Annotated in this window: 10 protein-coding genes; 1 reads left to right on the top strand and 9 read right to left on the bottom strand. The window is 69.1% G+C overall.

All coding sequences use genetic code 11. The annotated features are described in order from the left end of the window. The 8 genes from FHX42_RS02560 to FHX42_RS02525 all read right to left on the bottom strand — a co-directional run bounded on the left by FHX42_RS02560 (position 1) and on the right by FHX42_RS02525 (position 9966). On the bottom strand, positions 1 to 783 hold the full coding sequence (locus tag FHX42_RS02560; RefSeq protein ID WP_182542538.1) for a fumarylacetoacetate hydrolase family protein: 783 nt from the start codon (positions 781 to 783) through the stop codon (positions 1 to 3). 85 nt (positions 784 to 868) lie between these two features. Beyond that, on the bottom strand, positions 869 to 2524 hold the full coding sequence (gene cimA, locus FHX42_RS02555) for a citramalate synthase (protein ID WP_182542537.1): 1656 nt from the start codon (positions 2522 to 2524) through the stop codon (positions 869 to 871). Positions 2525 to 2949: 425 nt separating this feature from the next. Next, entirely contained in the window at positions 2950 to 3993 is a 1044-nt protein-coding gene (locus FHX42_RS02550; protein WP_182542536.1) for a 3-isopropylmalate dehydrogenase, read from the bottom strand. 320 nt (positions 3994 to 4313) lie between these two features. Continuing rightward, entirely contained in the window at positions 4314 to 5903 is a 1590-nt protein-coding gene (gene serA, locus FHX42_RS02545; RefSeq protein WP_182542535.1) for a phosphoglycerate dehydrogenase, read from the bottom strand. Positions 5904 to 6130: 227 nt separating this feature from the next. Next, a complete protein-coding gene (locus FHX42_RS02540) occupies positions 6131 to 6376 on the bottom strand; it encodes a DUF397 domain-containing protein (RefSeq protein WP_182542534.1) in 246 nt (81 codons plus the stop codon). A gap of 192 nt (positions 6377 to 6568) precedes the next feature. Next, positions 6569 to 7564 (bottom strand): ketol-acid reductoisomerase, encoded by a 996-nt coding sequence (ilvC, locus tag FHX42_RS02535; protein WP_182542533.1) that lies wholly within the window; start codon positions 7562 to 7564, stop codon positions 6569 to 6571. 54 nt (positions 7565 to 7618) lie between these two features. Beyond that, the gene (gene ilvN, locus FHX42_RS02530; protein ID WP_182542532.1) at positions 7619 to 8125 is read right to left on the bottom strand and encodes an acetolactate synthase small subunit; all 507 of its coding nucleotides are present in this window, start codon (positions 8123 to 8125) and stop codon (positions 7619 to 7621) included. 8 nt (positions 8126 to 8133) lie between these two features. Next, positions 8134 to 9966 (bottom strand): acetolactate synthase large subunit, encoded by a 1833-nt coding sequence (locus FHX42_RS02525; RefSeq protein ID WP_182542531.1) that lies wholly within the window; start codon positions 9964 to 9966, stop codon positions 8134 to 8136. 320 nt (positions 9967 to 10286) lie between these two features. Here FHX42_RS02525 and FHX42_RS02520 point away from each other — a divergent pair, with 320 nt between their 5' ends. After that, positions 10287 to 10829: a PH domain-containing protein gene (locus tag FHX42_RS02520; RefSeq protein WP_182542530.1), complete on the top strand. Its 543-nt coding sequence runs from the start codon at positions 10287 to 10289 to the stop codon at positions 10827 to 10829. Between the two features lie 23 nt (positions 10830 to 10852). Here FHX42_RS02520 and FHX42_RS02515 read toward each other — a convergent pair whose 3' ends face one another. After that, positions 10853 to 11581 carry a DoxX family protein gene (locus FHX42_RS02515; RefSeq protein WP_328795856.1) on the bottom strand — a complete coding sequence of 243 codons (729 nt, stop codon included), beginning with the start codon at positions 11579 to 11581 and terminating at the stop codon, positions 10853 to 10855. Positions 11582 to 11665 lie beyond the last annotated feature (84 nt).

Raw genomic sequence — 11665 nt, 5'->3', positions numbered from 1 at the left:
TCAGGCCTGCTGGACCGGGTTGGTGAGCGTACCCAGGTTCTCGACGGAGACCGAGACCTTCTGGCCCGCCTCCATCTTGCCGACACCGGACGGGGTGCCGGTGAGGATCACGTCACCGGGCAGCAGGGTCATCACCCGCGAGATCCACGAGACCAGGGCCCCCGCGTCGTGCTGCTGCAGCGACGTCCGGGAGTCCTGCCGCACCTCGCCGTCGAGCTCGGTGCGCAGAGCCAGGTCGGAGGCGTCCACCTCCGTGTCGATCCACGGCCCCAGCGGGCAGAAGGTGTCGTAGCCCTTGGCCCTGGTCCACTGCCCGTCGACCTGCTGCTGATCCCTGGCCGTGACGTCGTTGGCGATCGTGTAGCCCAGCAACACCTCGTTGCCCCGCGCCTCGGGGACGTCCTTGCACGGCTGGCCGACCACGGCCGCCAACTCGCCCTCGAAGTCGACCCGCTCGGAGTTGGAGGGCAGCTTGATCGGCACGTTGGGCCCGGTCACCGCGGTGGAGGGCTTCATGAAGATCACCGGGTTCTCCGGGGGCTCCCCACCCATCTCGCGGGCGTGCTCGGCGTAGTTCTTGCCGACGCAGATCACCTTGGTCGGCAGGATGGGCGCGATCAGCCGCACATCGGCCATCGGCCACTTGTTGCCGGTGAAGGACGGCTGACCGAAGGGGTGCTGGTCGATCTCGACAGCGAGGACCTTCTCGCCGGGAGCCGCCGGATCGGGCTCCAGGGAGACGAACGACACTCCCGAGGAATGGGCGACGCGGGCCAGGCGCAAAAGAAACCTCCGTCAACGAATGTGAACGGTGACCAGCCTATCCGTGCCCGCTCACCGGCGCCTTCACCGGTCGAGGGCCACCCGGCTACACGCCCCCGCCGATCCGCTGCTCGTCGCGACGCAGGGCCTTGAACGCCAGCGCGTCGCACAGTGCCAGCCAGCTCGCCTCGACGATACTGCCGTGCACGCCGACCGTGGTCCATTCCCGCTCCCGGTCGCGGGACTCCACGAGCACGCGGGTCACGGCGTCGGTCCCGGACGCGTCGGTGAGGATTCGCACCTTGTAGTCCACCAGCTCCACGTCGTCGAGCCAGGGCAGGTACGGGACCAGTGCCTGGCGGAGAGCGGCGTCCAGCGCGTTGACCGGACCGTTGCCCTCGGCCGTGACGATGACCCGCTCACCGTTGACCACCAGCTTGACCGTGGCCTCGGACACCACCTCGCCGTCGGGCCGGTGATCCAACGACACCCGGTAGGACTCCAGCTCGAAGGGGGCGTCGGGAGTCTCGTCGACTCCGGTCTCGTGGTCCTCGGCGGCGGCCAGCTCCCGCCGCAGCAGCAGCTCCAGCGAGGCGTCGGCCCCCTCGAACGACCAGCCCCGCGCCTCCAGCTCCTTGACCTGACGCACGGAACCGGTGATCGCGTCGGGCGAGGAGCTCAGGTCGAGCCCGAGCTCGGCTCCCTTGAGCTCCAGACTCGCCCGCCCGGCCATCTCGGTGACCAGGATCCGCATGTCGTTGCCCACGGTGGTGGGCTCGATGTGGTTGTACAGCTCGGGATCCACCTTGATCGCGCTGGCGTGCAGCCCGGCCTTGTGCGCGAAGGTCGAGTTCCCGACGTAGGGCTGGTGGTCGTCGGGGGCGATGTTGGCCAGTTCGGCCAGGGCGTGCGAGACCCGGGTCAGCTCACCGAGACCACCCTCCGGCAGTACCGGCATCTCCAGTTTCGTGGCCAGGTTGCCGACCACGGAGAACAGGTCGGCGTTGCCCGCCCGCTCCCCGTACCCGTTGGCCGTGCACTGCACGTGGGTGGCCCCGGCCTCCACCGCCGTGATCGTGTTGGCCACCGCGCAGGCGGTGTCGTCCTGGCAGTGCACCCCCACCCGGAAACCCGTGCGGGCGATGACCTCGGTGACCGTCTCGGCCATCCCGGTCGGCAGCCGGCCGCCGTTGGTGTCGCACAGCACGGCGACGTCGGCACCGGCGCCCATCGCCGCTTCCAGCACGCGCAGGCTGGTGTCCGGATCGTGGGCGTAGCCGTCGAAGAAGTGCTCGGCGTCCAGGAACACCCGACGGCCCCGGTCCACGAGGTGGCGCACCGTGTCGGCGACCATCGCGCAGTTCTCGGCCACGTCGGTGCGCAGCGCCCGCTCGATGTGGCGGCGGTCGGACTTGGCCACCAGCGTGACCACGGGCGCCTGCGAGTCCAGCAACGCCCGCACCTGCGAGTCCTCGTCGGCCCGAGCGCCGGGACGGCGCGTGGAGCCGAAGGCCACCAGCGCCGAGTGCCGCGGTTCGAACTCGGCTGCCGCCCGCTGGAAGAACTCGGTGTCCTTGGGCAGCGCACCGGGCCAGCCGCCCTCGATGAAGCCGACGCCGAGGGAGTCCAGCAACCGCGCCACCGCGAGCTTGTCCGTGATCGAGTACGAGACCCCTTCCCGCTGCGCACCGTCGCGCAGGGTCGTGTCGTAGACGTGGAAGGAGTCTCCCAAGGGGGTTTCCGCCGGGCTGGTACGAGTCACTGGCTTCTCCAGGGCGATGTGCGGTTGATGGGGGCCGGAACGCAAAAAAGACCCCCCGCGGAATGCGAGAGGTCTGCGCGCCGGGTATGCGGAGTCCGTTACCCGACGCGCCTGCCGATAATGATGGTGCTGTAGCCGACCATGCCCCTATCCTGCCACAACCCACACCGACCCCATCAAGTGGTCTCCCCCGCCCACAATGTGGACTCTTTGGGTTCTTTCGGAAGCGGCGCAGCCGCTTCGCCCCCGTGCGAGCAACTGGACCAACCGGGGGTTCTCCGGCGTCGCCCCGCGACCAACCACTCCTCCGGGAGGCGCTGCGGCGCGCAGCGCCTCCCGGAGGAGTGGTTGGTCGGGTTACGGGCGGGCGGCGTGTGAGGACTCCCTACCCGATCCGCAGCGCAATCCGTTGTGAAACGGGTTCTCTAAACTTGCTGGGCGACCTCTCGGGAGGAGACCAGCGCGGCCAACCGATCACCGATGGCGTAGGTCGCTCCCGGGGCCGCGTGGTCCCGGGTGGCCAGGTCGAAGGCCACCGAGGCCTGGACCCGACGAGCCGCTTCGGTGTAGCCGACGTGGTCCAGCAACAACGCCACCGACAGCACCGCCGCCGTGGGGTCGGCCGCACCTTGCCCGGCGAGGTCCGGCGCACTGCCGTGCACCGGCTCGAACATGCTGGGGTTGCGGTGGGTGGCGTCGATGTTGCCACTGGCAGCCTGGCCGATACCACCGGTGACCGCGCCCGCCAGATCGGTGATGATGTCACCGAAGAGGTTGTCGGTCACGATCACGTCGAACCGCGCCGGGTCGGTGACCAGGTGAATGGTCGTGGCGTCCACGTGCTGGTAAGCGACCGTGACGTCGGGGTGCTGCAACGAGACTTCCTCGACGATCCGCGACCACAGCGAACCGGCGTGGGTGAGCACGTTCGTCTTGTGCACCAGGGTCAGGTGCTTGCGGGGGCGAGCCGCGGCCCTGGCGAAGGCGTCGCGCACCACTCGCTCGACGCCGAAGGCCGTGTTGAGGCTGACCTCGGTGGCGATCTCGTGCGCGGTGTCCTTGCGCAGCAGGCCACCGTTGCCCGCGTACGGCCCCTCGGTTCCCTCGCGCACCACGACCATGTCGACCTCGCCGGGGTTGGTCACCGGGCTGGAGACTCCCGGGTACAGGCGCGCCGGACGCAGGTTCACGTGGTGGTCCAGTTCGAAGCGCAGCCGCAGCAGCAGCCCACGCTCCAGGATTCCGCTGGGCACGGAGGGATCACCGACGGCACCGAGCAGGATGGCGTCGTGCTCACGAAGCTCACCCAACACCGACTCGGGCAGCAGCTCCCCGGTGTTGTGCCAGCGAGCCGCCCCCAGGTCGTAGCGGGTGATCTCGGTGTCGGGGACGACCTCACCGAGCACCTTGAGGGCCTCGGCCGTCACCTCCGGCCCGATGCCGTCACCTGGGATCACAGCGAGCCGCATTCGCACACCTCCCGAGAATCACCCCGCCCTCGCGGGGCTTGGACTGTTGCGCCGAAGGCTACCGTCACCCGGTAACGCTCAAGCACGCCGGACCCACCAACTGGTCGATCCTTCCCGAGAAGCGGGACACCCGAACAGGTGAGGCGCTGACTCCCGTGTCCTCGGCCCCCCGGTTGCGCTGGAGAATTCGAGCCGCTGCCACAAACACGAAACGGGCCGCCACGGTATTCCGTGACGACCCGCTCGCGACTTGAGCAGCGCACCGGATGCGGGAAATTCCACCCGATCGTGTCAGAGCACCCGGTGCGGGGTGAGTTGTCTTACTCGAAGCTGACGGTGCGCACCGTGCGCGCGCCCACGGCCGCGCCGATCGGCTCCAGCACACCCACCTCGATCGGACGGTCCACCCGCAGCAGCATGATCGCGTCCGAACCGTCGGTGGTCTGGCTGATCTGCGCGGCCTCGATGTTGACGCCGACCTCGCCGAGCAGCGTGCCGACCTTGCCCATCACGCCGGGGCGGTCCGGGTACTCCAGCAGCAGCACGTTGCCCTCGGCGCGCAGGTCGAAGTGGCGCCCGTTGACCTCGACGAGCTTTTCCACCAGGTTCGGCCCGTCCACCGCACCGGAGACCACACCGGTGCGGCCGTCGGCCAGCCCGGCGCGCACCGACACGACGCTGCGGTAGGTCGGGCTCTCCCCGCCTGCCTTGACCTCGACGCTCACCCCGAGGTCCTCGGCCAGCTGCGGCGCGTTGACGAAGGTGACCTGGCTGTCGACCGCACCGTCGAACACCCCGCGCAGGGCGGCCAGCTGCAGCACCGACACGTTCTCGTCGGCGAGCTCACCGCGCGCCTCGACGGTCACCGAGGTCGGCGTCGTCCCCAGCACGGCCGCCAACAGCGAACCCAGCTTCTGGGTCAGCGGCAGGTAGGGGCGGACCTCCTCGCCGACCGCACCACCCTGGACGTTGACCGCGTCCGGCACGAACTCACCGCGCAGCGCCTGCAGCGTGGAGTGGGCGACGTCGATTCCCGCCCGGTCCTGGGCCTCGACCGTGGAGGCACCCAGGTGGGGAGTCGCCACCACGTTGCTGAGCTCGAACAGCGGGCTGGAGGTGGTCGGTTCGGTGCGGTACACGTCGATGCCCGCACCTCCGATGTGACCCTCGCGCAGCGCGTCCGCGAGAGCCTCCTCGTCGATGAGGCCACCACGCGCGGCGTTGACGATGAGGGCGCCCTGCTTGCACTTCTTGAGCTCCTCGGCACCGATCAGGCCGAGGGTCTCCGCCGTCTTGGGCAGGTGGATCGAGAGCGCGTCGGCGCGCTGGAGCAGTTCCTCCAGGGTGACCAGCTCGATGCCGAGCTGGGCCGCGCGGGCGGCCGACACGTACGGGTCGTAAGCAATGATCTTGGTGCCGAACGCCTCGACGCGCTGGGCCACCAGTTGTCCGATCTTGCCGAGGCCCACGACACCGACGGTCTTGCCGTTGAGCTCGACGCCGCCGAACGAGCTGCGCTTCCACTCGCCCGCCCGCAGGCTCGCGTCGGCGGGCGCGACGTTGCGCGCCACGGCCAGCAGCAGTGCCATCGCGTGCTCGGCGGCGGAAACGATGTTGGAGGTGGGCGCGTTGACCACCATTACGCCGTGCTCGGTCGCGGCGGGCACCTCGACGTTGTCCAGGCCGACACCGGCACGGGCGACGATCTTCAGTCTGCTCGTCGCGGCGAATACCTCGGCGTCGACCTTGGTCGCGGAACGGACCAACAGTGCGTCGGCGTCGGCTACGGCATCGAGCAGAGCCGGCCGGTCGGTTCCGTCGACATGACGGATCTCGACGGAGTCCCCGAGGGCTTCGAGGACGGACGGGGCCAGCTTCTCGGCAATCAGGACGACAGGACGGTTGGTCACGGGCGCGCTCCAGAGAGAGACATCACGGTCGAAGGAGGGCACGACTTTGTGCCCGGACGGTGCCGGAGTTTACCCGGGATGCGAACTTCCATCGCCGCCGGTGTTGGCTGCGTCACACCCCGGTTCGGAGTGCCGCGCCGGGTGCGCAGTAACGCAGCGGTGCCCCGGTGAGCTTCTTCACCACCGTGAATGCGACCCCGCGAGCACAGCGGGGCCGGGGCGGTGCGTCACGGCTCGTCGAACTCGCCGTCCTTGGCGCCCGCGACGAAGGCGTCCCACTCCTCGGGCGTGAACACCAGGACAGGGCCCTCCGGGTCCGCACCGTTGCGCATTCCGATGTAGCCCTGCACGAAAGCGATCTCGACACCGGGCTCGTCATCGTCGTCGGTGCTGGCGATCCACTCGGCGTCGGTGAAGTCGAGTTCGTCTCGGATGTGGGCCTTGTCGTCGACCGGCTCGTTGTCTTCGCTCACGCCGCACAGCGTAGCCGCCCCAACCGGGGATGTTGACCACGGCCACCACCGTCGCGGACGGGAGTGACCCCTCCGGCGCGCGCGGGTGCGCGGTTTCGCGCGAAACCGCCGAAACGCGGTTTCGCGCGAAACCGGCAAACCACCACATCCGTCGGGGACGGCTACGGGGACGGCCTCAGCGGCACGTCGCCGTCACTTGCGCGTCCAGGACATCAGCGAGCGCAACCTGCTGCCGACCTCCTCGATCTGGTGGGCGTTGCCCTCCTCCTGGAGCTGGTTGAACTTCGGCCTGCCGGCCTCGTCCTCGGCCACCCACTCCTTGGCGAAGGAACCGTCCTGGATCTCGGCGAGCACCTGGCGCATGGACTCCTTGACGCGCGAGTCGATCACGCGCGGCCCCCTCGTGAGGTCGCCGTAAGTGGCCGTGTCGCTGCAGGAGTAGCGCTGCCCGGCGATACCGCCCTCCCACATCAGGTCCACGATGAGCTTGAGCTCGTGCAGCACCTCGAAGTAGGCGATCTCCGGCTGGTAACCGGCCTCGACCAGCACCTCGAACCCGGTCTGCACCAGCGCGCTCGTCCCGCCGCACAGGACGCTCTGCTCGCCGAACAGGTCGGTCTCGGTCTCCTCGGTGAAGGTGGTCTTGATGACGCCGGCGCGAGCACCGCCGATACCGGCCGCGTAGGCCAGCGCCAGCGCCTGGCCGTTGCCCGAGGGGTTCTGCTCCACCGCGATCAGGCACGGCACGCCCTTGCCGTCGACGAACTGGCGCCGCACGAGGTGACCCGGCCCCTTGGGCGCCACCATCGCCACGTCCACATCGGACGGCGGCTGGACCAGCCCGTAGCGGATGTTGAAGCCGTGCCCGAAGAACAGCGCGTCCCCGCTGCTGAGGTTCGGCGCGACGTCGTCGGCGTAGATCTGGCGCTGCTTGGTGTCCGGCGCCAGGATCATGATCAGATCAGCCTCCGCGGAGGCCTCGTACGGGGTGAGCACCCGCAGGCCCTCCTCCTCGGCCTTGGCCCGCGACTTGGAGCCCTCCGGCAGCCCGATGCGCACGTCCACACCGGAATCGCGCAGGCTCAGCGCGTGGGCGTGGCCCTGGCTGCCGTAACCGATGATCGCGACCGTGCGCCCCTGAACCAGGCCCAGGTCGGCGTCCTGCTCGTAGAAGATCTCGGTACTCATGTTTCCTCTCAAATATCGGTCGTCAGGACTTGAGTCGTCACGTCGCGGTGGTGCTCACCGCACCGCGGTGGCGGTGATGGAGCGCGGGCCCCTGCCGATCGCGACCATGCCGGACTGCACCATCTCGCGGACGCCGTAGGGCTCCAGCATTCGCAGCAACGCGTCGAGCTTGTCGCTGTCGCCGGTGGCCTCGATCGTCAGTGCCTCCGGGGAGACGTCGACCACCTTGGCGCGGAACAGCTGCACGGTCTCCAGCACCTGGCTGCGCACCGAGGAGTCGGCACGGACCTTGGCCAGCAGCAGCTCGCGCTGCACGGAGGAGTCCGGCTCCAGCTCCACGATCTTGATCACGTTGATCAGCTTGTTGAGCTGCTTGGTGACCTGCTCCAGCGGTTGCTCACCGACCGAGACCACGATCGTCATGCGCGAGATCTCGGGGTGCTCGGTGGGTCCCACCGCCAGGGACTCGATGTTGAAGCTGCGGCGGGAGAACAGACCCGAGACCCGGGCCAGCACTCCCGGCACGTTCTCCACCAGCACGCTCAGCGTGTGTCGGGTCATCGGCGCGCTCACCCCTCGTCGTCGTCGAACAGCGGGCGGATACCGCGCGCCGCCATGATTTCGTCGTTACCGGTTCCCGCGGCCACCATCGGCCACACCTGGGCGTCCTTGCCCACCACGAAGTCGATCACGACGGGTCGGTCGTCGATCTCCATCGCCCGCTGGATGACGCTGTCGACGTCCTCGCGGGAGTCGCACCGCAGACCCACGCAGCCCAGCGACTCCGCCAGCATCGTGAAGTCGGGGATGCGGTGCTTGTGGGTACCGAGGTCACTTTGTGAGTAGCGCTCGGCGTAAAACAGGTTCTGCCACTGCCGGACCATACCCAGGTTGCCGTTGTTGATGACCGCGACCTTGATGGGGATGCCCTCGATGGCGCAGGTGGCCAGTTCCTGGTTGGTCATCTGGAAGCAGCCGTCGCCGTCGACGGCCCACACCGTGGTCTCCGGAACGCCGGCCTTGGCTCCCATCGCCGCGGGCACGGCGTAGCCCATGGTGCCCAGACCACCGGAGTTGATCCAGGTGCGTGGTTTCTCGTAGTCGACGAACTGCGCCGCCCACATCTGGTGCTGCCCGACACCGGCGACGTAGACGGAGTCCGGCCCGCTGATCCTGCCCAGCCGCTCGATGACGTGCTCAGGCGACAGGGTGCCGTCGGAGGGCCACTCGTAGCCCAGGGGGAAGGTCTCGCGCCAGCCGTCGAGCTGCTTCCACCACGGGGCCAGATCGGCCGGTGTCTCCTCCTGGCGGTAGGCCGCGGCGGCTTCGGTCAGATCGGCGATGACGTCCTTGCAGTCACCGACGATGGGCACGTCGGCCGGACGGTTCTTCGAGATCTCCGCGGGGTCGATGTCGGCGTGGACGATCTTGGCGTCGGGGGCGAAGCTGGACAGCTGCCCGGTCACCCGATCGTCGAACCGGGTGCCCAGCGCGATCAGCAGGTCGGAGCGCTGCATCGCGGCCACCGCCGCGACGGTTCCGTGCATCCCCGGCATCCCGAGCTGCTGCGAGTGCGAGTCGGGGAAGGCCCCGCGCGCCATCAGCGTCGTCACGACCGGAATGCCGGTGCTCTCGGCCAGGCTCAGCAATTCGTCGGAGGCGTCCGCCTTGATCACGCCACCGCCGACGTAGAGCACCGGGCGCCGCGCCGAGTTGATCAGCTTGGCCGCCTCGCGGACCTGCTTGCCGTGCGGTTTGCTCGTCGGCCGGTAGCCGGGCAGATGCGTTTCCGGCGGCCACGCGAAGGAGGTCGTGACCTGCTGCACGTCCTTGGGGATGTCCACCAGCACGGGGCCGGGACGTCCGCTGGAGGCGATGTAGAAGGCCTCGGCGATGATGCGCGGGATCTCGGCCGGGTCGGTGACGAGGAAGTTGTGCTTGGTCACCGGCAGGGTGATCCCGCAGATGTCGGCTTCCTGGAACGCGTCGGTACCGATCATGCCGCGCGCGGTCTGCCCGGTGATGGCCACCAGCGGCACCGAGTCCATCTGCGCGTCGGCCAGCGCGGTGACCAGGTTCGTGGCCCCCGGCCCCGAGGTCGCCATGCACACCCCGGTCTTGCCGGTGGCCTGCGCGTAACCGGTGGCGGCGTGCCCGGCGCCCTGCTCGTGACGCACGAGGACGTGACGCACCTTGGCCGAGTCCAGCAACGGGTCGTAAGTCGGCAGGATCGTGCCACCCGGAATGCCGAAGACGAACTCGCATCCCACGGCTTCCAGGGAACGCACCAGCGACTGGGCACCGGTGGCCTTCACCGGAGCACCGTTGGGCGGGGCGGGTTTGGGGCGATGTCCCGGCGGTGCCGCCGGGACCGGGTTCTGCCTGGTGTTGGCACTGGTCATCGGTTTGCCTCGTCGTCGATGAGGGAGCCTGGCACGAAAAAACCCCCGCCGGCCACGAAAGGCCGCACGAGGGTTGGCGCGTCGACGCTGCGAACTTCCTAGGCGTCGACGCGCCGGGGAAGTACGAGAATGTCGTGGATGCGCAGCATGGGTCGAACGCTAGCCGCCGCACCGCTCAGGAGTCAATCCTGCGGGACAATCCTCCCGCATGATGGGCACGAAGGAGTGACTCGCAGCCATGCCCGCGACTCGGGAGCCGTGTCCCACGACTCGTGGGCAGGCTGCGCGCTCTCCGCTCACGCAGGTGAGACCATCGAGAAGTGACCGACTCCTCCGCGCCCTCCACCGAGTCCGGTACGGAAACCGAACCGCGGGCCTCCGGATCCGCCACGGCCGACCGACTGCCCGACGAGCTCACCTTCCGGATCACTCCCGTGTCCCTGCTCGGCGTGTTCACGGTGATGATCTGCGTGTCCCCCGTCGCCTTGGCTGTGCCGTGGCTGCTGACGCTCTACGCGCTGCCGCTGCTACTGCTGGTGTGGGTGCTCCGCGTCCGGACCACCGTGCACGGTGGCGGCATCACCGCACGCACCCTGTTCGGCAAGTCCGAGATCGCCTGGCAGGACCTTCAGTTCCTCCGGCTCGACGAGCGGCGTTGGATCCGGGCGGTGCTGGTTTCCGGCAAGGAGATCCGGTTGCCCTCCGTGCGAGTGCGTGACCTGCCGCGCCTGGCCGTGATGAGCGGGGATCGAGTCTCGGACCCCTCGGCCGAGCCCGAAAGCACCGAGACCGACCGGGTCGAGACCGACCGGACCGGAACGGAGCGGGCCGAGTCCGACCAGGCCGCGGCAGAACGGGAGTGACGGACCGCCGGCCCGTCGCGTCCTCAGTGGAGGACCAGTAGCACCACCGCCGAGGCGGCGGCCGCGACCAGCAGGCAGACACCTCCGCCGGCCAGCGGATGGCGGAACCAGGAACGCCCGTTGTCCAGGGCCGCCCGGCCGGGTCCGGTGAACAGCAGGCCCAGGGCCAGCGCACCGAGCACCAGTTCGTACTCGACACCTCCCGACGAGGCGAAAAAGGCCCCGTCGAACTTCATGACCAGGGCGTTGACCATCACACCGAGCAGTCCCGCCGCCGCCAGCGGCGTGAACAGCCCGAACACCAGTAGCGCACCGCCACCGAATTCGGTGATTCCGGTCACCCACGACAGCACGGTGGCGCGCTGGAACCCCATCTGTTCCAGACCACGGGCGAACCCGTCGATACCGGGGCCGCCGAAAGCACCGAAGAGCTTCTGCGCGCCGTGAGCGAGGAACACGCCGCCGAGTGCCAACCGCAGCACCAGCAGACCGAGGTCGGCGCCGCCGTTCCAGCCGGGTCGCTCGGAGCGGCCGGTGGGATCCTCCGCGTAGTAGTCCTCGACGTAGTCCCCCGGCGTTCGCGGAGTGCTGTAGGCGTCGTCGTAGTAGTCGTCGTAGTCATCCACGCCGGAGGACATCGGCGTGGTCGGCCGCGACGGCGGAACCCCTCCCGGTGCCGCGGCAGCGTTGCCGTAGTAGCGATCGTCGGTGTAGCCGCCCCCGGCACCGGGGCGATCATCCTGAGTGCTCACGGCGGCACAGTAGAACATCCCTCCCCGCGGTGCGACCCTTTCTCGCAAACCGCCGCGGCGATCTCCGTGCGCTCACCGTGTGTT

Source organism: Halosaccharopolyspora lacisalsi, from assembly GCF_014137975.1.
Classification (GTDB): domain Bacteria; phylum Actinomycetota; class Actinomycetes; order Mycobacteriales; family Pseudonocardiaceae; genus Halosaccharopolyspora; species Halosaccharopolyspora lacisalsi.
The sequence above is the reverse complement of the archived record's forward strand: the minus strand, read 5'-3'. Positions and strand labels throughout refer to the sequence as shown.

What these genes read in the sequence shown, in the direction of transcription:
- FHX42_RS02525 (WP_182542531.1), bottom strand. Translation starts at nt 9,966, where the DNA reads ATGACCAGTGCCAACACCAGGCAGAACCCGGTCCCGGCGGCACCGCCG.
- FHX42_RS02550 (WP_182542536.1), bottom strand. Translation starts at nt 3,993, where the DNA reads ATGCGGCTCGCTGTGATCCCAGGTGACGGCATCGGGCCGGAGGTGACG.
- ilvN (WP_182542532.1), bottom strand. Translation starts at nt 8,125, where the DNA reads ATGACCCGACACACGCTGAGCGTGCTGGTGGAGAACGTGCCGGGAGTG.
- ilvC (WP_182542533.1), bottom strand. Translation starts at nt 7,564, where the DNA reads ATGAGTACCGAGATCTTCTACGAGCAGGACGCCGACCTGGGCCTGGTT.